The 25,072-nt window shown below is 35.9% G+C and carries 28 protein-coding genes and 5 pseudogenes; 9 read left to right on the top strand and 24 right to left on the bottom strand.

Annotated elements, in window-relative coordinates; genetic code table 11:
- Positions 1 to 8: 8 nt before the first annotated feature.
- The 4 genes from OPR17_RS06045 to OPR17_RS06030 form a co-directional block, all read right to left on the bottom strand.
- Entirely contained in the window at positions 9 to 137 is a 129-nt protein-coding gene (locus OPR17_RS06045) for a hypothetical protein (RefSeq protein ID WP_265021507.1), read from the bottom strand.
- Positions 138 to 796: 659 nt separating this feature from the next.
- Positions 797 to 1,375: an RlmE family RNA methyltransferase gene (locus OPR17_RS06040; protein ID WP_265021506.1), complete on the bottom strand. Its 579-nt coding sequence runs from the start codon at positions 1,373 to 1,375 to the stop codon at positions 797 to 799.
- A 76-nt stretch (positions 1,376 to 1,451) separates the two neighbouring features.
- Entirely contained in the window at positions 1,452 to 2,027 is a 576-nt protein-coding gene (locus OPR17_RS06035; RefSeq protein WP_265021505.1) for a PopZ family protein, read from the bottom strand.
- A gap of 19 nt (positions 2,028 to 2,046) precedes the next feature.
- Complete coding sequence (locus tag OPR17_RS06030; RefSeq protein ID WP_265021504.1) at positions 2,047 to 3,270, bottom strand: TolC family protein; 1,224 nt, start codon at positions 3,268 to 3,270, stop codon at positions 2,047 to 2,049.
- Positions 3,271 to 3,399: 129 nt separating this feature from the next.
- Here OPR17_RS06030 and rplM point away from each other — a divergent pair, with 129 nt between their 5' ends.
- The 3 genes from rplM (at position 3,400) to OPR17_RS06015 (ending at position 4,781) form a co-directional block, all read left to right on the top strand.
- Complete coding sequence (gene rplM, locus OPR17_RS06025; RefSeq protein ID WP_265022183.1) at positions 3,400 to 3,858, top strand: 50S ribosomal protein L13; 459 nt, start codon at positions 3,400 to 3,402, stop codon at positions 3,856 to 3,858.
- Between the two features lie 10 nt (positions 3,859 to 3,868).
- The gene (rpsI, locus tag OPR17_RS06020) at positions 3,869 to 4,324 is read left to right on the top strand and encodes a 30S ribosomal protein S9 (RefSeq protein WP_265021503.1); all 456 of its coding nucleotides are present in this window, start codon (positions 3,869 to 3,871) and stop codon (positions 4,322 to 4,324) included.
- A gap of 145 nt (positions 4,325 to 4,469) precedes the next feature.
- Positions 4,470 to 4,781 carry an HU family DNA-binding protein gene (locus tag OPR17_RS06015; RefSeq protein WP_265021502.1) on the top strand — a complete coding sequence of 104 codons (312 nt, stop codon included), beginning with the start codon at positions 4,470 to 4,472 and terminating at the stop codon, positions 4,779 to 4,781.
- Here the strand turns inward: OPR17_RS06015 and OPR17_RS06010 are convergent.
- Entirely contained in the window at positions 4,774 to 5,481 is a 708-nt protein-coding gene (locus tag OPR17_RS06010; RefSeq protein WP_265021501.1) for a pyridoxine 5'-phosphate synthase, read from the bottom strand. The two genes, OPR17_RS06015 and OPR17_RS06010, sit on opposite strands and share 8 nt — an antisense overlap.
- A gap of 136 nt (positions 5,482 to 5,617) precedes the next feature.
- Between OPR17_RS06010 and OPR17_RS07660 the strand changes: the two are divergent.
- The 3 genes and pseudogenes from OPR17_RS07660 to OPR17_RS05985 form a co-directional block, all read left to right on the top strand.
- Positions 5,618 to 6,629: pseudogene (locus tag OPR17_RS07660) on the top strand (IS3 family transposase); the annotation flags it as partial.
- 73 nt (positions 6,630 to 6,702) lie between these two features.
- The gene (locus OPR17_RS05990) at positions 6,703 to 6,999 is read left to right on the top strand and encodes a transposase (RefSeq protein WP_265021288.1); all 297 of its coding nucleotides are present in this window, start codon (positions 6,703 to 6,705) and stop codon (positions 6,997 to 6,999) included.
- 65 nt (positions 7,000 to 7,064) lie between these two features.
- Positions 7,065 to 7,925: pseudogene (locus OPR17_RS05985) on the top strand (IS256 family transposase).
- Here the strand turns inward: OPR17_RS05985 and OPR17_RS05980 are convergent.
- Positions 7,866 to 8,930, bottom strand: coding sequence for an ankyrin repeat domain-containing protein (locus OPR17_RS05980; protein ID WP_265021500.1), 1,065 nt, complete (start codon positions 8,928 to 8,930; stop codon positions 7,866 to 7,868). The pseudogene OPR17_RS05985 and the gene OPR17_RS05980 sit on opposite strands and share 60 nt — an antisense overlap.
- 337 nt (positions 8,931 to 9,267) lie before the next feature.
- Entirely contained in the window at positions 9,268 to 9,909 is a 642-nt protein-coding gene (gene fsa, locus OPR17_RS05975) for a fructose-6-phosphate aldolase (RefSeq protein ID WP_155968460.1), read from the bottom strand.
- 690 nt (positions 9,910 to 10,599) lie between these two features.
- Here fsa and OPR17_RS05970 point away from each other — a divergent pair.
- Positions 10,600 to 11,442, top strand: coding sequence for an IS982 family transposase (locus tag OPR17_RS05970; RefSeq protein ID WP_265021499.1), 843 nt, complete (start codon positions 10,600 to 10,602; stop codon positions 11,440 to 11,442).
- Here the strand turns inward: OPR17_RS05970 and OPR17_RS05965 are convergent.
- The 13 genes and pseudogenes from OPR17_RS05965 to OPR17_RS07655 all read right to left on the bottom strand — a co-directional run bounded on the left by OPR17_RS05965 (position 11,439) and on the right by OPR17_RS07655 (position 20,031).
- A complete protein-coding gene (locus OPR17_RS05965; RefSeq protein WP_265021498.1) occupies positions 11,439 to 12,125 on the bottom strand; it encodes a hypothetical protein in 687 nt (228 codons plus the stop codon). The two genes, OPR17_RS05970 and OPR17_RS05965, sit on opposite strands and share 4 nt — an antisense overlap.
- Positions 12,073 to 12,639, bottom strand: coding sequence for a hypothetical protein (locus tag OPR17_RS05960; RefSeq protein ID WP_265021497.1), 567 nt, complete (start codon positions 12,637 to 12,639; stop codon positions 12,073 to 12,075). Before OPR17_RS05960 ends, OPR17_RS05965 begins: the two co-directional genes overlap by 53 nt.
- Positions 12,640 to 12,641: 2 nt before the next feature.
- Positions 12,642 to 13,742 (bottom strand): recombinase family protein, encoded by a 1,101-nt coding sequence (locus OPR17_RS05955; protein ID WP_265021496.1) that lies wholly within the window; start codon positions 13,740 to 13,742, stop codon positions 12,642 to 12,644.
- A 223-nt stretch (positions 13,743 to 13,965) separates the two neighbouring features.
- Positions 13,966 to 14,199: a hypothetical protein gene (locus tag OPR17_RS05950; protein WP_265021495.1), complete on the bottom strand. Its 234-nt coding sequence runs from the start codon at positions 14,197 to 14,199 to the stop codon at positions 13,966 to 13,968.
- Positions 14,200 to 14,218: 19 nt separating this feature from the next.
- Entirely contained in the window at positions 14,219 to 14,449 is a 231-nt protein-coding gene (locus OPR17_RS05945; RefSeq protein ID WP_265021494.1) for a hypothetical protein, read from the bottom strand.
- Positions 14,450 to 14,510: 61 nt separating this feature from the next.
- A pseudogene (locus OPR17_RS05940) lies at positions 14,511 to 15,564 on the bottom strand (recombinase family protein).
- Complete coding sequence (locus OPR17_RS05935; RefSeq protein ID WP_265021492.1) at positions 15,473 to 15,724, bottom strand: hypothetical protein; 252 nt, start codon at positions 15,722 to 15,724, stop codon at positions 15,473 to 15,475. Before OPR17_RS05935 ends, OPR17_RS05940 begins: the two are co-directional and overlap by 92 nt.
- Before the next feature lie 189 nt (positions 15,725 to 15,913).
- Entirely contained in the window at positions 15,914 to 16,477 is a 564-nt protein-coding gene (locus tag OPR17_RS05930; protein WP_265021491.1) for an ankyrin repeat domain-containing protein, read from the bottom strand.
- Positions 16,478 to 16,680: 203 nt separating this feature from the next.
- On the bottom strand, positions 16,681 to 17,055 hold the full coding sequence (locus tag OPR17_RS05925; RefSeq protein ID WP_265022182.1) for a hypothetical protein: 375 nt from the start codon (positions 17,053 to 17,055) through the stop codon (positions 16,681 to 16,683).
- 108 nt (positions 17,056 to 17,163) lie between these two features.
- A pseudogene (locus OPR17_RS05920) lies at positions 17,164 to 18,027 on the bottom strand (IS982 family transposase); the annotation flags it as partial.
- A 66-nt stretch (positions 18,028 to 18,093) separates the two neighbouring features.
- The gene (locus OPR17_RS05915; RefSeq protein WP_265021490.1) at positions 18,094 to 18,234 is read right to left on the bottom strand and encodes a hypothetical protein; all 141 of its coding nucleotides are present in this window, start codon (positions 18,232 to 18,234) and stop codon (positions 18,094 to 18,096) included.
- A 102-nt stretch (positions 18,235 to 18,336) separates the two neighbouring features.
- Complete coding sequence (purH, locus tag OPR17_RS05910) at positions 18,337 to 19,848, bottom strand: bifunctional phosphoribosylaminoimidazolecarboxamide formyltransferase/IMP cyclohydrolase (RefSeq protein WP_265021489.1); 1,512 nt, start codon at positions 19,846 to 19,848, stop codon at positions 18,337 to 18,339.
- Between the two features lie 30 nt (positions 19,849 to 19,878).
- Complete coding sequence (locus tag OPR17_RS07655; RefSeq protein ID WP_265022195.1) at positions 19,879 to 20,031, bottom strand: hypothetical protein; 153 nt, start codon at positions 20,029 to 20,031, stop codon at positions 19,879 to 19,881.
- Between OPR17_RS07655 and OPR17_RS07490 the strand changes: the two are divergent.
- Positions 19,982 to 20,137, top strand: a pseudogene (locus tag OPR17_RS07490) (WPE palindromic element domain-containing protein); the annotation flags it as partial. The gene OPR17_RS07655 and the pseudogene OPR17_RS07490 overlap by 50 nt on opposite strands.
- Positions 20,138 to 20,224: 87 nt before the next feature.
- On the opposite strand, the gene fmt reads toward OPR17_RS07490, so the two are convergent.
- The 4 genes from fmt to OPR17_RS05880 all read right to left on the bottom strand — a co-directional run bounded on the left by fmt (position 20,225) and on the right by OPR17_RS05880 (position 22,271).
- The gene (fmt, locus tag OPR17_RS05895; RefSeq protein ID WP_265021488.1) at positions 20,225 to 21,124 is read right to left on the bottom strand and encodes a methionyl-tRNA formyltransferase; all 900 of its coding nucleotides are present in this window, start codon (positions 21,122 to 21,124) and stop codon (positions 20,225 to 20,227) included.
- A gap of 12 nt (positions 21,125 to 21,136) precedes the next feature.
- Positions 21,137 to 21,502 carry a 50S ribosomal protein L20 gene (gene rplT, locus OPR17_RS05890; RefSeq protein ID WP_265021487.1) on the bottom strand — a complete coding sequence of 122 codons (366 nt, stop codon included), beginning with the start codon at positions 21,500 to 21,502 and terminating at the stop codon, positions 21,137 to 21,139.
- Positions 21,503 to 21,522: 20 nt separating this feature from the next.
- Positions 21,523 to 21,729 (bottom strand): 50S ribosomal protein L35, encoded by a 207-nt coding sequence (rpmI, locus tag OPR17_RS05885; protein ID WP_007548610.1) that lies wholly within the window; start codon positions 21,727 to 21,729, stop codon positions 21,523 to 21,525.
- A 98-nt stretch (positions 21,730 to 21,827) separates the two neighbouring features.
- A complete protein-coding gene (locus tag OPR17_RS05880; RefSeq protein ID WP_010962890.1) occupies positions 21,828 to 22,271 on the bottom strand; it encodes a PAS domain-containing protein in 444 nt (147 codons plus the stop codon).
- Between the two features lie 165 nt (positions 22,272 to 22,436).
- On the opposite strand from OPR17_RS05880, the gene alaS reads away from it, so the two are divergent.
- The gene (gene alaS / locus OPR17_RS05875; RefSeq protein WP_265021486.1) at positions 22,437 to 25,070 is read left to right on the top strand and encodes an alanine--tRNA ligase; all 2,634 of its coding nucleotides are present in this window, start codon (positions 22,437 to 22,439) and stop codon (positions 25,068 to 25,070) included.
- Positions 25,071 to 25,072 lie beyond the last annotated feature (2 nt).

Genomic DNA, 25,072 nt, shown 5'->3' with positions numbered 1-25,072 from the left:
TCTAAAAATTAGTCATAAACATTTTCTTCCAATTCGTTGCCATTCAAGTAGCCTCCCTCTCCTGTTATCCAAGTAGCCCCTTTCTTGTCATTCCAGTGCCCTCTTCTTGTCATCCCAGTGCTCCTTTTTTTTGTCATCCGAGTAGCTGACACTGGTTTACTTTATGATGATATCATGAAAGTAGCTGACACTGGGATCCAGAAGACTTAATTTCAACCAAGTGACTGCATAATAAAGGCTAGATCCCAGTGTCAAGCACTGGGATGACATCACAGGGGCACTGACCTCTCTTGGGCTCTTTTAGCCACAAACATTAAGAAATTTACCAAATAAAAAAAAGGCAAAAGAAGCCCCGTGGTGGTTAGCTATTCACTATGTACTAAAATATCGGCATTTTTTTATTCTAAAACGCTTGATTAAGAGCGATTTAGCTGCTTTTAACTTGCAACTAACCTACACCGCAAGTGTTTAAGAAATTTACCAAGCAGGAAAAAAGGCAAAGAAACCCTAGGGTAGCTAGTATTCAAATTCTCCCTTGTCAATTTGACGTTTTTTGCTGTCTTAAACGCTTTGTAAGCGCGTTTCGGCTTATATAGGTAAAAACCTAAAAATTTTTAAAGACATGCGATGCACGTAGTGCGAAAAATTAAACATGAGACGCCAAATACCCTAAGTTTTTTGTCATTAACCTGCACAGATTGCGAAGATAAATAAATAGCTTCAGTTTCATGATAAGGGGGCTGGCGGAGTTTGTCAAGGAAGTTTTTTTCGTTTCTGTGGGCTACCTGGGTTAATATTATATAGAAAGTCTGCTGCCAATAAAGCCTAAACTTACCAAATACATTTCTGTAGATTCAGATCTACTTGACTTTGGTTTAAAGTATTTTACTGTTTTAAACATTTTTTTTAGCTCGTTACAAAAATCTTTATCAGATTCTCCTTGGAAAATTTTTACTACAAACATGCCACCATGGCTCAAGAAATGCTTTGCAAAATTGAGCGCTGCTTCACATAAAAGCATAATTCTGATATGATCCAACGATTTTAAACCACAAGATTCGGGCGCCATGTCAGATAAAATTACATCAAATTTTTGATCCTTGAATTTTTCTCTTAAAATTTCAAACTCATTGATAATATCACATTGTATAAACTCTACTCCATTAATTGCGTTCATTGGTTTCATGTCAAGAGCAACTACATTTGCACCTTTCTGAGATGCAACTTGTGACCATCCACCAGGAGAAGCACCAAGATCAATAATTTTTTGCCCTTCTTGGAATAATTTAAATTTGTTATCCATTTCTACCAGCTTATATGCTGAGCGTGACCTATAACCATCCTTGCTAGTTTTTTGCACATACTGATCATTCAAATGACGATGTAGCCACCTTGTTGAAGATAGTTTTCTGCCTCTAGCCGTCTTTACTCTAGTTTTTATTGCTAATACCCTACTTATTATTGATTATATCTTTAAGCTCTTTTTCAACTACTTCTTTTACCAGTGCATGTAGATATTTATTCAACCATTCTGAGAGCTGAGGTTTTAAAAGAGATGTAACTAATTCTTCAACAGTAAGGTTCGCTTTTTTTTGTTGTTTATGCTGCAATTCGTTTTGCATTTTTCCAAGCAACGCTTTGATCTCTTCCATATTCTCTTTTAAAATTAGATGATCGTTATTTTGCGCTTGTAAGCCGCTATTACTCGCTTTGTTATTACTCATTTGGATATTATCGTACAAATAAATATCTTTTTTTTCTTCTGAATTGTAGCTATGGCCATTAAATTGGTTATTGTTGCAAGCCATTTCCTCACTTTGGTCATCATTATCAATGTCCTCTTTTTCATTATTTTCTTTTTTGCCATCTTCTTCTATTTCTTCTGGATACTCTTCCTCAAGGTATAGCACATCATCATTTTCATCCTTTATTTCTGCTTTATCGTTACTTGCGTTTTTACCCGATATAGCTTTTTTTATATCTTCTAGGATATCTTTTACAGATTGATTACCTTGTTCATCATACATAGTGCTAATACCATTAAATTTAGAGGTTTATACTATTTATCATAAAAAGCAAGTTGTAAACACTAATCACATAATTGCTTTTTGCTTCAACTAAGTCTGAACGTGCTTTAAATAATGCATCTTCAGTGTCCAAAAGGTCAGATGTACTCTTTAAATTTAAGTTTACTTCTTGCTCAACTCCTTCCAATGCTAGAGATGCTGCTTTTTCCGCTTCTTGACTTGCTTTGATAATGGCCTTTGCTGTCAGCACATTATTCCAAGCATTTACAACGTCTTGTTCTATCTTTTTTACCGTTTCATAATAATCGTAGGTAGATTTTTTTGCATCCATTTTAGCTTTACTGACACCAAAAGCATTAACTCTTCTTTTAAAGATTGGAACATCAAGAGTAAAAGCTACATGAACATTTTCTAATAGTTTGTCTACTTTCATACCATCCTCCCCAAAATTTTTGCTTGCGCTTAGATTTAAAGAAGGAAGCCACTTGGAGCTTTCAGCGATCACTTCCATTCCGGCTGCTCTTTTTTGATAAACCGCTGCTTTTAGAGATAAATTATTGGTTTTTGCTAATTGTAAACATTCATTTAGCTCTGGAACAGAAGGTAGTTTATCATTAGCTTCAGAAAGGTCATCAGCATCTTCGCCAATCAAATGATAATAAGCAATATTTGCCAACTTTAATTTACCTTCAGCATCAACTCTTTCGGATATAGAAGACGAGAATTTTGCTTTTGCTAACAAAACTTCAGCATTGGTTACCTCTCCAAGGGAAAAGCGTTTTTTCATAGCTGACAAATGTTCCAAAGAAACGCGTTCTTTATGTTCTCTGAGCTTTAATATTTCTGTCTTTTGTAAAACACTAACATATGCTTTCACAGCATTAAGTGCAAGCTCTTGTTTTGATTGCTGAAACCGCATTTTTTCTGCTTTGAGAAGATGACTTGATCGACTGAATGTGGCAAAGGTGCCGCCGCCATCGATTAATTTCTGGCGCAATGTAAGTTTTTTTTCAGATGTATCAAGATTAAAATTACTATCAAAATTGTACTGCAAACTAATGTCAGGTAAAAATCCAGCTAACCCAGAGGATTTATAGTATTTTTCTGCGCTTTTATATTGGTAAAATTGAGACTTTATTTTTGAGCTATTTTTGATGGCTTTGCTTATCACTTCTCCCACATCGGTTGCATAGCAACTTATAGTACTAAAAATGATCGCAAGTGTGATAATCAATCGAAACATTCTATTTCCTATGCATATTGGTTGCGCAGCTTAATTACTAACATAAATTACTTTAATAATCAATAACTAATATTGTTGACACTATTTAGAAATTAAGTATATCATAGCTTACTATTGTTGGATCAAATAATGAAGACTTTTTTCTTAAAAGAGAAACAAATCAATAAAAAGTGGTTTGTCATAGATGCAGAAGGATTAGTAGTAGGAAGGCTCGCAGCATTTGTAGCGACACTATTACGTGGAAAGCATAAACCTGAGTATACACCTCATATGGATTGTGGCGATAATATAATTGTTATCAACGCAGAAAAGGTGCATTTTACTGGGAAGAAGCTTAAAGATAAAATTTACTATAAGCATACAGGTTATTCTGGTGGTTTGAAGAAAACTACTCCAGATAATATTTTAAATGGTAAATTTCCTGAGCGTGTAATAGAAATGGCAGTGAAAAGGATGCTTGATGATGGGCCTATGGCACGTAGACGCTTTGAAAATTTGTATGTTTATTCTGGTTCAGAGCATAAGCACCAAGGACAGCAACCTGAAAAGATAGATTTTGCCTCTTTGAATCGTAAAAATAAAAAGTAATGGAGTAAAAATGAAGAGTTCTACAATAAATAACAATAATTGGTCAGAAAAGACAATTAAATCAGCAGTTGATTCGCTTGGTCGTTTATATGCTACAGGCCGAAGAAAAGAATCTGTAGCAAGAGTATGGATAAAGCCGGGGAGTGGAAAATTTAGTGTTAACAAAAAAGGCGATCTAATTTCTTATTTTAAAAGAGAGTCAGTGTGCCAAATAGTAAAAATGCCATTTGTTGCAACTTCCACATTGGATAAATACGATGTATTTGCAACTGTAAAAGGTGGAGGGCTATCTGGTCAAGCAGGTGCTCTAGCTCATGGAATAAGCAGAGCTTTAAGTAGTGTAAGCCAAGATTTGCATTCTATACTACGTAATGGTGAGTTCTTAACTAGAGATTCACGTGTTGTTGAACGTAAGAAATATGGTCAACATAAAGCTCGGAAAAAGTGTCAATTTTCTAAGAGATAGTTATTTTATAGGGGTGTTTTTTTGTAAGTATTATACAAATATTTGCAAAAGTGTATGATATCCTCTATTTTTGTAATGAATTTAGTTGACTATCGGTGTCAACATAATATGCTATTTATGTGATTTTTCAATATTAAGGTAATTTATGAGTAAAGAAGATATAATAAAACAATTAAAGGAAGATTGTTCTAGTCAGAATATAGATATAACAAAATCTGATTTGAGCAAGATTCATGATGCGTTTATTAAAATAATGAAGAATGAGCTGCATGGGAAAGGTGAAATACGTTTGCATGGAATAGGAACATTTTCTACTGCTATCAGTCAGGAAAAACAATGTCGTAACCCCCAAAGTGGTGAGATCATGACTGTTCCTAAAAAGACAAGGGTAAAATTTAAAGCAAGCCAAACTCTTTTAAGTATTTTAAATGAGAAGGAAAAAGCAGCAGTTAGTTAGACATTGTCATTTTCATTGTTTTTACTACGCTGTGTAAGCCGTAAAATACAGCTTCGCTAATTAAATAGTGGCCTATGTTAAGAGCTGAGATGTGAGGTATTCTTGTCATCTTCTTAGCGTGTTCATAAGTTATGCCATGTCCTGCATGGCATTCTATTCCTAATTTATTGACGTACTCTGCAGCATTAGTAATTAACTGTAACTTTTTTTCTGATGGATTATCACAGTAATCCCCTATGTGAATTTCTATTATGTCAGGTTTTGTCCCTAGCTTTTCAAGATATTTTAGTTGATCAATATTTGGATCGATAAACAGTGAGACTTTTATGCTAGAGCTATGCATTTCCTCTATTATACTAGAAAGTTTACTGTGCATATTCACGATATCCAGGCCACCTTCGGTTGTTAATTCTTCTCTTTTTTCTGGTACTATACTAATCGAATAGGGTTTTACCTTTTTTGCTATTTCAAGCATTTCTTCCGTGGCTGCAATTTCAAGATTTAGCTCAGTGCTAATGCTTTTTTTTAGGTTAAATACGTCTTCATCTCTAATATGCCTTCTATCTTCTCGTAAGTGTACAGTAATAAAGTCTGCTCCAGCGTCAATGGCTATTTCTGCTGCTTTCAATGGATCTGGATAAGAAGTTCCGCGTGCGTTACGGAGGGTTGCAACGTGATCGATATTAACACCTAGTTTCACAATCTACCTCAGAAATTATTTATAGATTATACATGTTATTAGGTTTTTTGCATAGTCATTGTTTGACCTTACCCAGAAAAAGTGGAGAGAAAGAAAAGAGTTTTTTTGGGTAAAATAAAATTTTGGAGGATTAGAAATGGTAAGAGAATATACAGCAGAATTCAAATTGGAAGCTGTTAAACTGGCAAATGAACAAAGAAAGGCAGGTCAAACAATTACAAAAACAGCAAAGGATTTGGGAATAAAGGGTGGTTTATTAGGAAAATGGATAAAGAAACACAACGAAAAAAGTCGGCAGCAGAAGCATTTCCAGGTAGAGGTAACATGGCTCCTTACGACAAAGAGAGGTTTGATTTACAAAGAGAGTTAGCAAGAGTAACAAGGGAAAGAGACATTTAAAAAAAAGCCCTGGCCAGTCAAAAAGAGTAAAATATTTTTTTATATAGTAACTGCTATAAAGTACAGGAATTATGTAGGATTTTCTGCTAGTGGCTACTATAAGTGGACCACAAGGAAAATAAGCAGTAGAGAATCAGCAAATAAAGAGCTACTCGCAGCTATTCAAAAAATATATCAAGTTTCTAAATGTAGATATGGAGCTCCTAAAATTCATGCTGAATTGAAGGCTTTGGGTAAAAGTTGCAATTTAAAAACGGTGCAAAGTATTATGCAGAAAAATGACATCAGGGCTATACTGAGAAGAAAGTTTAAAATTAAAAAACAACAAACAGATAATAGAGCTGTAGCTCCCAATATACTAGATCAAAACTTTATTGTTGATCAACCAAATAAAGTATGGGATTACTTACATCAAAACCAAGGAGGGATGGCTATATTTGGCAGCAATAATTCTCACGTATGGTAGTTAATGAGTAGTGCAATAAATAAACAATTGGTTATGAACTCTTTATTAATGGCCATTAATAGGCGTAAACCTGTTAAAAATCTACTGCTGCACAGTGACCAAGGTTCACAATATACTGCGCAAGGGTATCAATATCTCTTAGCTGTAAACAATATAGATGAGTAACAAAGGCTGTTGTTACGACAATTCTGTTGCAGAAAGCTTCTTTAGCTCATTGAAAAGAGAAATACTTATTGATACTTCACAACACTCTGCTCAACAAACTAGAACTGCAATATTTGAATAGGGAATGTTCAAAAAAGTGTGTCAAACCGAAAAAAAGTAATAAATTGATATAAAAAAATGGAGGTTTGACAATGAGTCAGAAAGTAGTAAACAGAACTACCGGATTGGTAGATTATAAAGAGTTGGAAACAAATATCCTGTCGTCTATACGAGAAGGAAGACCGTTGACAGGAAGGGACGGAGCATTAACACCATTTATAAAAAAGCTGCTGGAGGCAAGTTTGGAAGGTGAAATAGAAAACCACTTGTTGGCTGAAAGCGAAGAAAATAATCGAAGAAATGGGAGAAATGGAAAGACTTTACGGACAAGTGCAGGTTCATTTGAGCTTTTGACGCCAAGAGATAGGGAAGGAAGTTTTGAGCCGTAAATAGTCAAAAAAAGGCAAACAAACCAGAGCTTGAAACGAAGATTTTGAGCACATTTGCCAGTGGTATGAGCTATAGAGATATAGCGTCACACGTTGAGGAAATTTATGATCACAAAATATCGGTTGCAGAGATATCAAGTATTACCGACAAATTACTGCCTATAATAAATGAATGGCGTAGTCGTCCACTGCAATCAGTATACCCGATAGTATTTATGGATGGGATGTTCTTTAAGGTCAAAGAGGATGGACATTGCGTAAGTAAATGTATGTACAATATATTGGGCATAGACCAAAATGGCAGAAAAGAAGTCTTGGGCTTTTATTTTGCTGAAAGTGAAGGAGCTAACTTTTGGTTGGGAGTGCTAAATGACCTCAAAGAAAGAGGAGTAGAAGATATTCTGATTGCATGTGTAGATGGGCTAAAAAGCTTTCCTGCAGCTATAAATAGTGCGTTTCCTAAAGCAGAAGTACAGCTATGTATAGTGCATCAGATAAGGAATTCACTGAAATATGTATCAAGCAAAGATGTGAAAGTTTTCATGAATGATCTGAAAAAATATATCGTGCTGCAAGCAGAGAAATTGCCGAGAATTACTTACTTGAGCTAGAAGAAAAATGGGGAGAAAAGTACCCATTGGTTGTAAAATCGTGGCAGAATAATTGGATCCGGCTATTTTAAGTATTCTGGCCCAATCAGGAGGCTAATTTATACTACCAATCCTATTGAGGGGTTGCATAGACAGATTAGAAAATTCACTAAAACTAAGGGCTCATTTACTAGTACAAATGCCTTGTACAAACAGGTATATTGTGCTATAAAAAAGGTAGAGGAAAAGTGGACGATGCCTATATCTGATTGGGCATTAACTATCTCTCAACTTGATATTTTCTTTCCTGATAGATTGAAAATTGAGTTGAACTAAAAATGCGGTTTGACACACTTTTTTGAACATTCCCGAAATTCCACCAACTATCAGTGCAGATGCTACAGTAATTCCAATTATTGCTAGTGCAGGTAATGCAGTAGCGTAAACGAGTGCTAATGGAGTAACAATGGCAGCTAATATACCCACAGCAACTCCTGCTGTTATAGCTTTAGATCTATGAATAAATGATGGATCTGCACCATCATTTAGTAGAAGTTTTGCTAGCTTTGGGTATCCACGCTGAACAGCGTAGTGTAAAGGAGTTCTTCCTCCTCGATCTTGTATATTAACATCTGCTCCTTTTTTTAGTAAAACTTCTACTACTTGTGTGTGTCCATGCTTAGCAGCATTATGTAAAGGAGTTCTTCCAACTTTACTTTGCACATTAACATCTGCCTCTTTTTCTATAAGATGTTTTACTACCTCTATACGACCATGCTTAGCAGCATCATGTAAAGGAGTTCTTCCAACTTCACTTTGCACATTAACATTAGTGCTTCTTCCCAATAGATTTTCTAATACCTGTGTATGTCCATACTTAGCTGCATAATGTAGAGGAGTTTCCCCATACCTATTTTTCAGATCGATATCTGCTTCTTTTTTTGACAAAATTTCTACTATTCGTATGTGTCCATGTTTAGCAGCAACATGTAAAGGAGCTTCTTTGCAATATCCATTTTTTATACCGGTTTTCGCTCCATTGTCTAATAGATTTTCTACTATTTGTATGTGCCCATGTTCAGCAGCAACATATAAAAGAGTCCTTTCATGTTCTATAAAGAACCCTGTTAATTTTGTATCTTTAGCTATCATACGCAACATGATATCTGGTGAAAACAGGTGATCTATATCAAACTTGTTATCTTTCCACCCGTTGTATACGCGTGGGTCCTTTTCCTGCAGCTTATCCTTAATTTTATCAATTATATTATCTTTATTGAAGCCTTGATCATTAATTTCTTGTAATATTTCCTTTAGCATTTCTTCAAATTCTGATCCCACTATTTCCTACCAAGCTATAAAACTTTATTAAGGCATATGAAGTGGATTATGTCAATGAAGAACTAAGAAACTGGTTCTTCTTTTTTTCTATAGCTTTAGGTTTACCTACAATTTGAAAAACAACAAACTCGTCATTCCGCTACTCGTTAGCGCCTCGGCGGTATGATGTAGGGAAACCTTTCTTGGGTTAGCTATAAAGTTAAAATTCGACCAGGGCAGCCGCAATAAGGTAGCAAACGCCATCATGTCTTTAGGAGAGTTTGCTAATGAAGGCTCTTAAGTTGACGCCATTGCCTGAACGGATACGCCAATTTTTATGTTCATTTGTAACCGTTTATTATTTTACACCCCAGTCTTTTTCAAATATTGCTAGCCCTTGGTCAGTAAGTGGGTGATTAATTAATTGTCTAAGTACTTTTGCTGGCACAGTAATTGAATCAGCACCAAGCCTTGCAGCTTCTATTACATGCGCTGGGCTTCTCACTGATGCAACAAGAACTTTAGTATCAAAACCGTAATTAGAATATATAGTACATATATCTTCTATTAGCGATAAGCCATCATAGCTTATATCATCAAGGCGACCAACAAAGGGGGAAATAAAACAAGCACCGACCTTAGCGGCAAGCAGTGCTTGTCCAGGAGAAAAACATAATGTGATGTTAACAGGTATTTTATGCTCTGTCCATAACTTTTTACAAGAAATTAATCCTTCATGTATAAGAGGTAATTTGATCACAACATTATCAGCAATTTTTGCTAAATTCAGACCTTCTGTGATCATCTCTTCATGGCTATCTGCAACAACTTCAACACTAACAGGCCCTTTTATAATAGAGCATATTTCACGCACTAAATCCTCGTATTTATCTTTGCGCCCGGACTTTGCTATTAAAGAAGGATTAGTTGTTATGCCGTCAATGAACTCCTTTAGTTCTTTAATTTCATTTAAATCAACGCTATCAAGAAAAATTTCCATATTAATCTCCTATAAAAAAATACCCTTGCAAAATCTTGTCATCCTACCGCTTGACTTACAACCGTATGAACTTTCTGCGTTGTAAACATCAAACAGCAGATAACACAACTGTACAAATATTGAGACATAAGAGTAATTTGTACCAAGAAAAAAGATGTCATCCCAGTGCCCAGACCCCTTAGACAATGTACCATCTTTTGATTTTGTCCATTCTGGGCGGGGTTTTCAAGTTCTTTGATCTTAAATACTACATCTACTTTATCAAGATCAATGTTGACTTCTTTTACTAATGTCCTAATAAGACTACGTTTGGCTTGCCAATCTAGGTCCGATTTAACACTAGAATAAAAGCCCTTTATGCTATTTGTAATAAGATTCATTTTCTGCCGTGTTCCCTTTTACCTTTTTCTTCTCTCCTTTAATCTCTTTTAAACGTTCCTTCATTTTTTTTATTGCCTGCTTAAAGTCTTCCTTACTTATAGTTAGTGCATACTTTGTTGCCGTAAAAACTTCTGGTACCCAAACAATTGTAATAAGTATACACAATCTTTGTCAACTATTTTCGGCACTGGTATATAAATCCAATTCTCTTCATCTGTACTATAAACGCGAATTCTGGATTAAAGGAGAATAGAAAAGGCAGAAAACAGGGTAAACTCAGCAATTATAAAAAAATAGATGAGGTTACCCATGGAAGATATAACAAAACTGTTTTGTTTGGTCGATGATTTTTGCAGAGATATAGAGAAAAATTTTGCAGGCAAACTACTGCCAAATGGTAAAAAACCCACAAGAACAACGGAAATTGAGCACTCTGAAATCATGACAATAATCCTGCTATATCAACAATCTCCGTGTAAAAATTTCAAAACTTTCTATCTACATTACCTAACGTTGCTCTACAAATCAGAGTTTCCAAAGTTGCCTTCATATACCAGGTTTGTTGCTCTAAAGCCTAGGGTTTTGTGGCATTTAGCAATGTTGTTGCATTGGCTTTGTGGACAGTCAGAAAACACTGGAATTTCATATATAGACACAACTCCCATTGCAGTTTGTCATGCAAAAAGAATATCCAAAAACAAAGTTTTTGCTGGAATTGCAAAATTAAGCAAGAGTACTTACGGCTGGTTTTTTGGTTTCAAATTACATATGGTAATCAATGAAAATGGTGAAATTCATGCACTTACGCTAACAAAAGGCAATGTTGATGATAGGATACCTGTGCCAAATTTGACGGAAAAATTAACCGGCCTTTTGTTTGGTGACAAAGGTTATATTGCAAAAGAGCTTTTTCAGAAGCTGTTTGACCGAGGTTTGAAACTTGTTACCAAGGTGAAAAAAGGTATGAAAAATACATTAATTTCGCTAAATGAGAAGATTTTACTGAGAAAAAGGTCTATCATTGAGACTGTTTTTGGTTACCTAAAAAATAGACTAGAAATTGAACACACTCGCCATAGATCCCCTGTTGATTTCTTGGTTCATATCTTTTCTACTCTCATCTCCTATTCCATCAAATCCAAAAAGCCTTAATCCAGAATTCGCGTTCCTTTAGGCTGAACATTTATAGAATTAAGTTCTGATTCTGGTGAAATTTGATTCTGCTCAGCAAGAAATTTACCGTAAATTTTATCTATATCAATTGTTTCTTTGCCAGTATTACTACCCTTTTGCTTATCAGTTGACCCTACTGTTGGCATCTCTTTCCCGATGGTACCATTATTTAAATTCTGCAATTTTTCACATTGATTTCTTTTACCAGATAACCCTGTCTTTCCAAAAATCACTGGCGCCTTTTTCCCAGGTTGCTCCGGAACTTTCTGTGGACACACCTCTTCCCTCGACTGTTCCGCTTTTTTCTCTTCGTTCGCTTTTGGTTTTTGTACCTTACTATCCTCATTATTTATAACTTGTTTATATGAAAGGTCCGTAGGAATTTTTATAGATCCCGGTAAAAGATCAAGTTCTGGTTTGCTCAGAGGGACTGGCCTTACAAATCCGGGTGAAACGTCAAAAAGGGAAACTGGCACTTTAGGTTTTTCTCTTTCATCTACCTTGATTTCTACGTCTTTACGAACTTCTTTAATTGCTTCTTCCTTTAATGATGTTTTTTCTGCTTTTTTATCTTCTTTTTCTGTAGATGCCTCTACCGCAGCCGCCAACTCAACTCCAAACATCTCTGCGAACATTGTAACAATCCATCCGACAACGGCCATTTGTAACCTGAGTTTCAGGAACCCTAGGACAATGTTGCACATTTTGATTTTGCTTGCTCTGAGCAACAAATTCCTTTATTCGAAATACTATAGTTATATCATCAACGTTAACCTCTATCCTCTTAACTAATTTCCTTATTACACTACGCTTTTCTAACCAATCATATTGATCGATCTCTGACTCGATTCCGGAAGAAAACTTCTTTATGCTGCTTATGATCATTGCAAACTCTTGCTGTGTCTCTTTCTGATCTTTCATCCTTTCTTTTTCCTCTTCCACTTCTTTTAAGTGTCCTTTCATTTCTGTGATTCTTGACTCAAATTCCTCTTGATTTATGTACTCGTTAGTATAACTATCAATCAGCCTTGAAATGCCTCGTTTTAATTTGCTTTCTTGCCTCCCAAGATCTTGCTCCAATGGTGACTCTCTCCTTCCCTCCAGTCTTTGTTGGTATTCATTCATCATCCCTTCCGGCTCATTCAATATGCTTCTTACTTTTTCCCATATAGCCATCTCTAATACATCTGCATGGACCGGTTTACTGTTACATATTCCCCTAACACTACTGCTAAAAGCATATATGGTGCTACAACGATAATAGTAGTTAATCCCTCCTTTTTTTTACTCCCACCACGCACACCGCAATAGGCATATCTACAGTGTTGACACACGATTAAACCTTGTAGCAGGTACGCTGCTTTTCTTTTCTGTATCCTCGCTCTTTCTCTATTTTCAGCCAGTTGTTCTTCCACTGCATTAAATAATGCCTCATCTACTATCCTTGGTATTGGAATGTAAATCCAATTCTCTTTGCTTGGATAAGTAAGAGAACGCTTTTGCTGGCTGCCAGCATTTCTTTGTGGTCTTATTCTTGGTTTTGCTGGATTTGACTTTGTTTTACCAAATGCTGCTTGCCCTTTATACGCAGGATTTTTTAATATCTGCTGGATGGTGCTTCGGTTCCACATCTCTCTTCCTTTTTGTGTCTTTACCGACCTTTCTTTTAGCCTACGTATTGTTTCATTAATGCTTACTCTTTTTTCACCTATCCACATGAACAGTTTTTTTACTATTCTCGCCTCTTCTTCATTAATTTCAAATCTCCTTTCTTCACCTGTTGTGCCACTCTTTATGTATCGATAACCATAAGGCGCTACAGCCATTACACTTATACAGCCTTTTCTTGCCGCATGCAGTCTTCCTCGGCGATTCCTCTCCATAATCTTTGCTCGTTCATACTCTGCTATTGCTCCTTGCATTTGTAGTAGTAAATTAGATTCTGGACTATTACCAACCTGATGGTTTAAAAAGATCACCTCTGCTCCTGCTTTTTGAAATTCTTCCAGCAATATCATCTGATGTACGTAATTACGTGATAACCTATCTGGTGAGTGAATATACACTTTATCAATTTTTCCTTCTGCTACTTTATCTCTTAATTCATCTAAACCAGGACGCTCTAATTTTGATCCACTATACCCATTATCTATGAATTTATGCTCATTTAGTAGCTCTTGCTTATCCTCATTAATTCTACGCTCCAACTCAGCTACTTGACTTTCTATTGTTCCTTCTTGTACTTGCCTCTTCGATGAAACCCTTGCATATAAGCTCACTACTTTCATTTGCACCTTTCTTTCCCCCTTTAACTTCTCACACTAAACTCATAACAGCTTTTTACAGTTTGTTGTTCTTACAGTTAGTAGCTCTTCTGTGCAAAACTACCTATTCTCATTCTCTCTTACAATTTTTCCTACAAATTCACCTTTTGTTTTCCCCGTCTACTATATCAATTCTTTTTTATTGACCTCGCCTATTTCTATCATAAATTGCTTCACCTTACTCGCTTTCTGGTCGTGCAATTCTTTCTCTGATAGCTTGTATATCTTGATTTTGTTTATTTTTGGTAACAAATTCTTTTATTCGAAATACTATAGTTATATTATCAACGTTAATCTCTATTCTCTCAATTAACTTCCTTATTACACTACGTTTATCTAACCAATCCAATTGATCTAGCTCTAATTTTATCCCAGAATAAAACTCCTTTATGTTACCTATTATATTAGTCAACTCTTCCTGTACCTCTTTCTTATCTTTTATCCTTTTCTTTTAATCGCTGTTTCATTCCTTTGATTCTTAACTCGAATTCCTCTTGATTTATATACCCTCTTGCATAACTATCAATCAGCCCAGAAATACCTCGTTTTAATTTGCTTTCTTCCCTCTCAAGACCTTCCTCCAATAGCAACTCTTTACTTCCTAGCTGGTGCCGTTGATATTCATTTATCAACCTTTCTGGTTTCTTCAATATACCTTTCACTTTTTTTCATATAATTGTTTCTAATGCATCTGCTTGCACCGGTCTGTTGCCTCATGCTTCCTTATAACTTGGAGCAGTACAACAATAATAAGAATGATAGTAGGTTCCCCCCCCTATTTATAGTAGATGCACCGCAATAAGCATATCTACAGCGTTGACACACAGTTAAACCTTGTAGCAGGTACGCTACTTTCCTTTCCTGTCTTTTCACTCTTTTTCTATTTTCAGCCAGTTGCTCTTGTACTGCATTAAACAATTCTTCATCAACTATTCTTGGTACTGCAATATAAATCCAATTCTCTTTATCTTGGGAGTACCTAGAACAACTTTTCTGCCTACCAGCATTCCGTTGTGGCCTTATTTCTGGTTTTACTTGGCCTACCTTAGTCCTGCCATACACTGCTTGCCCTTTGTATACAGGATTTTAATATCTGACTGATGGTGCTTCTGTTCCACCTCTCTTCTCCTGTTTGTGTCCTTATTGACCTTTCTTTTAGTCTACATATTACCTCTATAGTTCTTATTCTTTCTTTCCCTACCCACATGAACAATTCTCTCACTACTTTTGCTTCCTCTTCATTAATTTCAAGTTTCCCTTCTTCACCTATTGTGCCCTTCTTTATGTATCGATAACCATAAGATGCTTTGCCTATTACACTGACACTGCCTCTTCTTGCCGCATGGAGTTTTCCCCGCCGATACCTTTCCATCATCTTCGCTCGTTCATACTCCGCTACTGCTCCCTGCATTTGCAATAGTAAGTTTGACTCCGGACTTTTATCCGTTTTATAGTTTAAAAAGATTACCTCTACTCCTGCTTTTTCAAATTCGTCGAGCAAGATCATTTGATATACAGTTTTTCGTGATAACCTATCTGGTGAATGAATATAAATTTTATCAATTTCTCCTTTTCCTACTTTATCGCGTAACCTATCTAAACCAGGACGCTCTAAATCTGATCCACTATACCCATTGTCTATGAATCTATACTCATTTAGTAACTTGTCCTCATCTTCACTAATTCTACGCTCCAACTCCGCTATTTGACTCTCTATTGTTCCCTTCTGTGCTTGCTTTTCTGATGATACTCTCGCATATAAACTCACTACTTTCATTTGTTTCTTTCTCTCTATTTTCTTTTTTTCTCTTTATTAATCTCTCTATCAGTTGCCCGTATACATCCGATAAGCGTTTATCTGCTAACTCATCAGGCTCATATCGACAGATCACAGTTAACGTTCTTTTTCTCATAGTTTCTCCTGTAAATGTTTTCATAGTTCAGGAGCCTTACTACTCCCTTTTTCCATAAATCCATTACTCTTGCGAAAAAGACGCAACTGTTAACCTTTGTTTTACTTTTATGCACAATTTTGGAAACACATAGCGCTATCTTTCATCTATTAAGCTCTCTTCCAAATAATCGTCCCTTTTCCCTCAACGGTTTTCTCTCTTTCCTTCCTTTTCTCACTTTTCTTCCATAACCTTCTGCTTCGCCACTAACTCTCTTATTATCTCCTTAGTCTTTGCCATATATGCCAGATCTATTGGTGTATATCCTTTATGATCTCTCGCATTTACATTACCTCCCGCTTCTAATATTGCTCTCACGTTCCCTATTTCCCTCATAAATACCGCACTATGCAATGGCGTTCTTCCTATGTAGTTCCCAGTATTAACATTTGACCCCGCTTTTATTAACTCCCTTACTGTCTTTTCACAACTCATTAAGCTCGCACTATGTAATGCCGTATATCCTCCATCGTCTATAGCATTTACATTTGCTCCTCCTTCTACCAGTACTTTTACATTTTCTACCTTTCCATAGAATGCTGCTAGGTGTAATGGTCTATCTCCGTTATTATTTTCTATATTTATTTCTGCTCCTTTTTCTATTAGTAACTTTATTACTTTTTCATCAGAAAGGTATGCTGCTAAATGCAACATAGTGTTGCCATCTTCTCCTCTCTCATCTATTTTTCTAAATGAATTCCCCTTTAATTTTTCCAGTCTTTTATTTAAATTGAACATTTTAGTTACCCCACTATAAAAACCACAAAATTTTAGTGCTTGGTAAATTTTTTTTGTTTACCTACCACTATTCTAGCTATGCCTATTTTACCATCAAAAGCAAGTTTTTTTTTACAAAATATACACATCTTTTTCGCATATTAATGTGATATATTAAGATGTAAATCTATATATTTAATCTATTAAATAATAGCAGACCTGCCTTACCTTTCATCAAGTTCTTTTATCATAGTGTTCATCTTGCCCACCACCCTGCTTATTACTTTGTTAAAATCTTCTATTATTAGCGACTCATCTCTTTTTCTGATTTCTTCTAAACTTACTACCTTCTCTTTTAACTTCGGTAAAAATTTTCTACTCCATACATCTACCATTTCTCCAACTGATTCCACTACTTCATCGCATATCTCTGGTCTATCTCTTACTACACCACCTTGTTTTTCCAGGAATTTTCTTGCCTCTTTATTCTTTTCATTGTCCATTAGCCAATACATCGGCGCATTACCAAATTTATCCGGCTGATTAACGGCAGCTCCTCCCTTTACCAGCTCTTTTATTATCCTTTCTGCCCATACCATACACGCGAGATGCAGTGGCGTATATTTGCTTATTCCTTCAGTAGCATTGACTTCGGCTCCTTCTTCCATCAGCACTTTTACGTTCTCTATCAACGCAAATTCTGGATTAAGGAAGGAAGTATAGGAAATAGAAGGCTTTTTGGATTTGATGGAATAGGAGATGAGAGTAGAAAAGATATGAACCAAGAAATCAACAGGGGATCTATGGCGAGTGTGTTCAATTTCTAGTCTATTTTTTAGGTAACCAAAAACAGTCTCAATGATAGACCTTTTTCTCAGTAAAATCTTCTCATTTAGCGAAATTAATGTATTTTTCATACCTTTTTTCACCTTGGTAACAAGTTTCAAACCTCGGTCAAACAGCTTCTGAAAAAGCTCTTTTGCAATATAACCTTTGTCACCAAACAAAAGGCCGGTTAATTTTTCCGTCAAATTTGGCACAGGTATCCTATCATCAACATTGCCTTTTGTTAGCGTAAGTGCATGAATTTCACCATTTTCATTGATTACCATATGTAATTTGAAACCAAAAAACCAGCCGTAAGTACTCTTGCTTAATTTTGCAATTCCAGCAAAAACTTTGTTTTTGGATATTCTTTTTGCATGACAAACTGCAATGGGAGTTGTGTCTATATATGAAATTCCAGTGTTTTCTGACTGTCCACAAAGCCAATGCAACAACATTGCTAAATGCCACAAAACCCTAGGCTTTAGAGCAACAAACCTGGTATATGAAGGCAACTTTGGAAACTCTGATTTGTAGAGCAACGTTAGGTAATGTAGATAGAAAGTTTTGAAATTTTTACACGGAGATTGTTGATATAGCAGGATTATTGTCATGATTTCAGAGTGCTCAATTTCCGTTGTTCTTGTGGGTTTTTTACCATTTGGCAGTAGTTTGCCTGCAAAATTTTTCTCTATATCTCTGCAAAAATCATCGACCAAACAAAACAGTTTTGTTATATCTTCCATGGGTAACCTCATCTATTTTTTTATAACTGCTGAGTTTACCCTGTTTTCTGCCTTTTCTATTCTCCTTTAATCCAGAATTCGCGTTAGGAGGGTGTCATCCCAGTGCTTGACACTGGGATCCAGCCTTTCTGCAATCTCATCGGAAACGTTGTAACCACTTTCTATGCTAGTTTGCTTGTGAGTAACCTGGATCCCAGTGTCAAGCACTGGGATGACATCATAGGGGGCTACTTGGCTGACAACCGTCATCCCGCTACGTGTTAGCGGGATCTAGAGATACCGCGGCGGTATGACGATAAGACACAAAGCCTAATGGAAAAAACTGCGAACGCCAGTGAAAAACATAGCAATTTTATTTTCATTTGCAGCTTTTATCACATCTTGATCTTTCAGCGAGCCGCCGGGCTGAATTATAGCTGTAATTCCATGTTTTGCACTTTCTACTATGCTATCTGGGAATGGAAAAAATGCATCTGAAGCAAGCACTGCACCTTTACATTTTTCACCTGCTTTTTTCACTGCAATGTTCACACTATCTATTCTGCTTGTTTGCCCTGCGCCGATGCCAATAGCACAACCATCTTTTGCTATAACTATTGCGTTGGATTTCACATGTTTACATATTTTCCAGGCAAAAATAAGATCTTCCTTTTCTTTTTCTGTTGTAGTGCACTTTGTTACTTGTTCTGCTTTTATTGTGTGGTCATTATTTTCTTGCACCAAAAACCCACCAACAACATTTTTAATTTGGTATTTCACATTTTGTTGGAAAGATTTATGAATAATCACTCTTAAATTTTTCTTTCTTTGTAAAATTTTTAGTGCCTCATTGTTTACCGATGGTGCTATCACTACTTCCAAAAATATCTCGTTTAATTTTTCTGCTAGCTTTAAATCTATCTCCCGATTTAAGGCAACTATGCCACCAAAACTGCTTACTTCATCACATGATAGAGCCTTTTCATATGCCTCCAAAGCATTATTACTAACAGCAGCGCCACATGGGTTATTGTGCTTTATTATCACTGCTGCAGGCTCTTCGAATTCAGAAGTTATGTTAAGTGCGGACTCTATATCTACTATATTATTATAACTCAACTCTTTTCCATGTATTTTTTCCAGCGGATATTTGGTGAATTGATTGCTATAAAATGCAGCTTTTTGATGAGGGTTTTCACCATACCTTAATTCTTGTGCTTTATGCCCATATAGTGCGAAAAACTCTGGCAACTCATTATTTTTACTCTGGGATAAAAACCAACTGTGAATATTAGAATCGTAGTGTGCAGTGAGAGCAAATGCTTTTGTTGCTAAATGTTTTCTATATTCCAATGTTGTTTCATTGTTATTTTTTATCATCTCAGCTTTTAGTGCTTCATAGTCTTGAATGCTAGAAATGACTGGAGTAAAATGAAAATTTTTTGCTGCAGCTCTAATTAACGCCACTCCGCCGATATCAATTTGTTCTATAATTTGCTCTTCATTTGAGCCGCTACTTACTGTCTCCCAAAATGGGTATAGGTTAGTTATAAGCAGGTCTATTGGCTCAATACCTAGATTTTGTATTTCCGTTTTGTGTTTTTCTCTATTGCAAAGTATTCCTCCATGAATTTTAGGGTGTAAAGTTTTTACTCTACCACCCAGTATCTCTGGAAATTGTGTGTAATCTGAGACCTCTTGTGTTTTTATTCCTGCACTAGATAGCGTTTTATAAGTATTTCCCGTTGAAAGAATTTCTATTTGTTGCTGCATTAAAAACGATGCAAGATCAATTATATTCGTTTTATCGTATACTGATATTAAAGCTCTTTTTATTTTCATTTTTATATGGAAGGTTTTTTAAAATTATATCTAAGAAAAAGGAATTTGTCTATATATAGCTACTACGTCATACCGCCACGGTATCCACAACTGTACGAACATTGTGATACAAGAGACCAAGAAAGATGTCATTCCAGTGCCCAGACACTGGGATCCAGAAAACTTCACTTTAAATGAGCACACCAGGTGGCTGTACAATAGAAACTGGATTCCAGTGTCAAGCACTGGAATGACACCATCTACTACTCAAATTACCTGCAAATTGCAATGTTCGTACACTAAAACGCGGTATCTTGTTGTAGATTCCGCTAACAAGCAGCGGAATACCAAATTGTAGAAGTTGCTTTAGCCCTCCTAACCTTTCCTTCAAAGCAGTCTATTCTATAAATTTTTTTACCATGCTTGATTTCAAACCACGAATAAAATCTTCAATACTACAAGGATTTCTTCCTTCCATTTGTACAACTTTAGGAATTAAAATGCCACCTTTTAAACTTATGTGCATATTATCGTTAACAATCTCACCTTGTTCTGAAGCGAAAGCTTCAAAGTCAGCATCAAGTATCCTGATACGTTTATTCTCTATCTTGATAAACGCTTTTGGGTAAAACGCTTTAACCTTTCTATAAGCAACTTCACAGGCATCACTTGCATAAATTTTATAGTCTTCCACTTTGTCAGCGTAACATGCATCGTTATCGTTCTGTTTTAAGGGAAGCTGTTTTTCAATTTCGTTTAGCACTTTCAGCAGTAAATCACTGCCTAGCTTAGATAATTTATCATGCAATGTCTTGTAATTATCGTTCTTTTCGATAAGAAATTTTTCCTGTTTTAAAATAGGGCCGGAATCTAATCCTTCATCCAATTGCATAATGCTAACCCCGATTTCTTGATCTCCTGCTAAAATTGTGTGCTGTATCGGGGCTGCACCACGCCACCTTGGTAGTAATGAAGGATGAATATTAATACAACCATATTTTGGAATATTCAAAATTTCTCTTGGAAGTATCAATCCATACGCGGCAACAACCGCAACATCTGGCTTGAAATTTCTAAATTTTTCTTGCTCTGCCGAGAACTTTAGAGAGATAGGAGTACATACCTCTATGTTACTTTCTTCAGCGATAACATGTACTGGAGATTTCATTGGCTTCTGTCCACGCCCCGAAGGTTTTGGAGCCTTGGTGTATACTGCCACCACTTCGCTCTTTGATTTCAGTAACAAGCTCAGAGAATTAACAGCAAATCCTGGTGATCCCATGAAAATAATTCTCATGGTGTTTTTGCTTTAAGAATTCTCCGCTAATTTACCACTTACAGTTTCTACTAATTTGGCAAAATCATCCTTATAATTAACTACCATCTCAGCAAGAATTTTTCTATTTAAATCAATGCCGGCAAGTGTAAGACCATGCATAAACCTACCATAAGTAAGCCCATGCTCTCTTGCTGCTGCATTAATACGTATTATCCATAAGCTACGGAAATCACGTTTACGGGTTCTTCTGTCTCTATAAGCATATTGCAGTGCTTTTTCAACTCTTTGTAATGCAATTCTATAACAACTTTTTGCGCGCCCTCTATAACCCTTTGCCAGTTTCAATATTTTTTTATGACGAGCGTGAGTAGTGACTCCACGTTTTACCCGAGCCATTTTATTTTACCTCCATTTTGTTAAATACCGTAAGGCATATGAAGCTTAACTATACGCGAGTCAGATTTACCAAGAATCGTTGTACCGCGCTGATTACGAATATTAGATTTACTTCTCTTTACCATGCCATGCCTTTTGCCTGACTGAGTAGAAATAACTTTACCCTTAGCTGTAAGGTGAAAGCGCTTTTTCACAGAAGATTTGGTTTTTAATTTTATTTTCTTCATATTCCAAATAAATTTACAAGCACTACTATTGAGTTCTTTAATAGTAATTAAGCATTAGTATAAATAATTTTATTAAAGAATCAAATTAAAATTGTATATTAAAGGAGTTTAAAAGTAATTACGCCCAATATGTGTGTTATACCTTCTTTATTCCCAAGTGGCAACAATACTTGCCTCATTTTAACACTTTCACTTTCTTCCTCTTCATTGATCGGGCATTTACTCTCTATTACAGTATCAAGTTTATCAATAACTGCATCTATTTTATATAGTCGCAAAAATGGTGCATCAATTGCATACTTATTATCAATGCGCGTCTTTTTCTCAAAACCATAGAATTCAACAGCCTTTTCTCCTGCATTTTCACAAATATAACCTTGATCCTTGACTTCAATGACAAAACAATGCTGCCATGATTCCATTATTTCTGCAGTGTCTATTTCATGCCTTTCTGGCCAATCTCTGTCTGATCCTTTTATGTCATTCCAGTGTTGAGTCACCACATTTGCTATTCTTTTTTCTTTGCCTACATAAATTTCCATTCCAATTTCCACATATAAAACACAGATATGAGGTAAATTTATCGTGAATATATTGATTTTTTCTTACCACAAGGTGCATGTCACTAGAAGTTCTGAGATCTAGAGAGTGGTATTGATTTTATTTCCATTACAACTTATTATTTATAGATAACCTCAATAAAAACGATGAAGCTAAACGAAATCAGAGAAAGATTTATAAAATTTTTTGTAAATAATGACCACGAGCAGGTTTCTTCTTCTCCTTTGATTCCAGAACATGACCCAACGCTCATGTTCACAAATGCTGGTATGGTGCAGTTTAAAAATATTTTTACTGGTGCTCAAAAAACTGAAATGAAACGTGCTGTCTCAAGTCAAAAGTGCCTAAGAGCAGGCGGTAAACACAATGATCTGGAAAATGTTGGCTATACAACTCGGCATCACACATTTTTTGAAATGCTCGGAAATTTTAGCTTCGGTGATTACTTTAAGGAAACTGCGATAGAATTTGCGTGGGAATTTATCACTAAAGAGTTATCTCTTGATAAAAACAGACTATCCATAACCGTCTACCATACTGATGATGAGGCATACGAGATTTGGCGTAAGATAAGTGGCTTTTCAAGTGATAAAATCATAAGAATTACAACGGATGATAACTTTTGGAGTATGGGAAACACTGGTCCGTGCGGTCCATGTTCTGAAATTTTTTATGACCATGGGAGTCCTAATTTACAAGAGGGCGATAGAATTGTTGAAATCTGGAATCTGGTATTCATGGAATTTAACAAAGATGAAGAAGGTAATTTACACAAATTGCCAAAAAAATGCATCGATACTGGAATGGGCCTTGAAAGAATAGCGGCTGTTATGCAAAACGTCCATGATAACTATGATATTGATCTATTTTCTGCTCTGATAAGTAAATCACAAGAGTACTGTGGAAGAACGGAAAATAAAATAGCGCATAAGATCATAGCAGATCATCTTCGCGTGGCTGCATTTCTCATCGCAGAAGGAGTGCTTCCTGGAAATGAGGGCAGGAATTACGTATTACGCAGATTAATTAGGAGAGCCACACGTTATATTCACCTGCTTGGATATAATGATTCCCTACTCCATCGTATTTTTCCAGTGTTGATAGATAGCACGAGTTCGGCTTATATGGGAGCTGAATTAGTCAGAGCTAAAAGCTTAATAGAAACGACGTTAAAATCAGAGGAAGAAAACTTTAAAGACACTTTGATGAAAGGTATCAATCTCCTGGAGAAATTCACTACAGATTTAAAATCGGGCGATACTTTGCCTGGAGAATCAGCGTTTAAGCTATATGACACCTACGGATTTCCTTTGGATATTACACTTGATATTTTAAAAGAGAAAAAAATAAATTTTGACCAGAAGGGTTTTGATGATGCAATGGGAGAACAAAAAGAGAGAGCACGTGCTAAATGGGCTGGATCTGGTGAAAAATCTGTTGAGCAAGTATGGTTTGATTTGATCAATAAATTTGGCAAAACAAAATTTGTTGGTTATGAGTTCAATGAAGTAAGTGATGCGAAAATACTAGCTATAGTTTCCTCCAAAAATGAAGTAATTGATTCTACAAAGGAGGGAGAAAAGATAACCATTATACTTGATAAAACACCTTTTTATGGCGAGTCAGGTGGACAGGTGGGAGATACTGGCAGTCTGATCAAACCTGGTAGAAGTATTATTATAGTCGAGAATACCAATAAGGTTAATGACCTATATTTGCACAGATGCATAGTTAAATCTGGCTCAATGTGTAAAGGTGACACAGTTACAGCAAGCATAGATAAGGAAAGAAGGCAAACCTTAAGGAGAAATCATTCAGCTACACATCTTCTGCACTTTACACTCAGAAAAATTCTAGGTGATCATGTCACTCAAAAAGGTTCCCTAGTTGCACCGGATAAGTTACGATTTGACTTTAGTCATAACACTCAAGTTACTCAGGATCAGCTATTCTTAGTAGAAGATATGGTAAACTCTCTAATCAGAGAAAACCTTTCTACGTCTACAAAAATTCAGAGCATGAATCAGGCAATAGACGAAGGAGCTATGGCGTTATTCGGTGAAAAATATGGCAACCAAGTAAGAGTAGTGAAGATTGGAGATTCAAGGGAACTGTGTGGTGGCACACACGTTGAACATACTGGAGAAATTGGTTTGTTTAAGATAGTAACAGAGAGTTCTGTTGCTTTTGGAGTGAGGAGAATTGAAGCTTTAACTGGTCAGGAAGCAATCAATTATGTACGTGATAATGAAATTAACTTAAAAAAAGTTGCAGAATTCGTAAAAGCGCCAGTGAGTGAAATAACAAGCAGATTAAGTATTTTAAGTCAAGAACACAAAAAATCCGAAACCAAAATAAAAAACCTATATAAAAAGCTTGTGAGTGCAGAGAATATAAAAAGCACCGAAATAAATGGAATAAATTTTATAAGCCACACTTTCACTGATATTCCAGCAAATGTAATAAGAGAGTTTGTTTTGCAGCAACAAAAACCAAAAACGGTAATAGCTTTCACGGCAACAGAAAAAGATAAAACAGTCTTGATTATTAAAGTAAGTAAAGACTTAATCAATAAGATTAGCGCAAAAGAACTAATATCAATAGCAGTTGAAAAGAACTGTGGTGGAAATGCTGAACTTGCACAAACAGGCTGTGATAGCAATAAAATAGATGATGCCATTACAGCCATTTATAGCAAAATAACAGCTTCTAAGCACTCTACGTCATACCACCACGAACCGTCATACCGCCGCGGCGCTAACAAGCAGCGGGATACTTAACC

The organism is Wolbachia endosymbiont (group A) of Icerya purchasi (assembly GCF_947251635.1).
GTDB classification, from domain to species: domain Bacteria; phylum Pseudomonadota; class Alphaproteobacteria; order Rickettsiales; family Anaplasmataceae; genus Wolbachia; species Wolbachia pipientis.
This window is presented reverse-complemented; position numbering and strand designations above follow the sequence as displayed.

Bases quoted from the DNA above. Each gene is read 5' to 3' on its own strand.
- OPR17_RS06045 (WP_265021507.1), bottom strand. From the start codon at position 137: ATGACAAAAAAAAGGAGCACTGGGATGACAAGAAGAGGGCACTGGAAT.
- rpsI (WP_265021503.1), top strand. From the start codon at position 3,869: ATGAAGAGTTCTACAATAAATAACAATAATTGGTCAGAAAAGACAATT.
- rplT (WP_265021487.1), bottom strand. From the start codon at position 21,502: ATGGCTCGGGTAAAACGTGGAGTCACTACTCACGCTCGTCATAAAAAA.
- OPR17_RS05960 (WP_265021497.1), bottom strand. From the start codon at position 12,639: ATGGCTATATGGGAAAAAGTAAGAAGCATATTGAATGAGCCGGAAGGG.
- OPR17_RS05990 (WP_265021288.1), top strand. From the start codon at position 6,703: ATGAGTCAGAAAGTAGTAAACAGAACTACCGGATTGGTAGATTATAAA.
- fsa (WP_155968460.1), bottom strand. From the start codon at position 9,909: ATGGAAATTTTTCTTGATAGCGTTGATTTAAATGAAATTAAAGAACTA.
- purH (WP_265021489.1), bottom strand. From the start codon at position 19,848: ATGAAAATAAAAAGAGCTTTAATATCAGTATACGATAAAACGAATATA.
- OPR17_RS05880 (WP_010962890.1), bottom strand. From the start codon at position 22,271: ATGGAAATTTATGTAGGCAAAGAAAAAAGAATAGCAAATGTGGTGACT.
- alaS (WP_265021486.1), top strand. From the start codon at position 22,437: ATGAAGCTAAACGAAATCAGAGAAAGATTTATAAAATTTTTTGTAAAT.
- OPR17_RS05925 (WP_265022182.1), bottom strand. From the start codon at position 17,055: ATGGTATGGGCAGAAAGGATAATAAAAGAGCTGGTAAAGGGAGGAGCT.
- OPR17_RS05930 (WP_265021491.1), bottom strand. From the start codon at position 16,477: ATGTTCAATTTAAATAAAAGACTGGAAAAATTAAAGGGGAATTCATTT.
- OPR17_RS06030 (WP_265021504.1), bottom strand. From the start codon at position 3,270: ATGTTTCGATTGATTATCACACTTGCGATCATTTTTAGTACTATAAGT.
- OPR17_RS06015 (WP_265021502.1), top strand. From the start codon at position 4,470: ATGAGTAAAGAAGATATAATAAAACAATTAAAGGAAGATTGTTCTAGT.
- OPR17_RS06035 (WP_265021505.1), bottom strand. From the start codon at position 2,027: ATGTATGATGAACAAGGTAATCAATCTGTAAAAGATATCCTAGAAGAT.
- rplM (WP_265022183.1), top strand. From the start codon at position 3,400: ATGAAGACTTTTTTCTTAAAAGAGAAACAAATCAATAAAAAGTGGTTT.
- OPR17_RS05965 (WP_265021498.1), bottom strand. From the start codon at position 12,125: ATGGCCGTTGTCGGATGGATTGTTACAATGTTCGCAGAGATGTTTGGA.
- OPR17_RS05935 (WP_265021492.1), bottom strand. From the start codon at position 15,724: ATGAAAACATTTACAGGAGAAACTATGAGAAAAAGAACGTTAACTGTG.
- OPR17_RS05970 (WP_265021499.1), top strand. From the start codon at position 10,600: ATGGAAGATATAACAAAACTGTTTTGTTTGGTCGATGATTTTTGCAGA.
- rpmI (WP_007548610.1), bottom strand. From the start codon at position 21,729: ATGAAGAAAATAAAATTAAAAACCAAATCTTCTGTGAAAAAGCGCTTT.
- fmt (WP_265021488.1), bottom strand. From the start codon at position 21,124: ATGAGAATTATTTTCATGGGATCACCAGGATTTGCTGTTAATTCTCTG.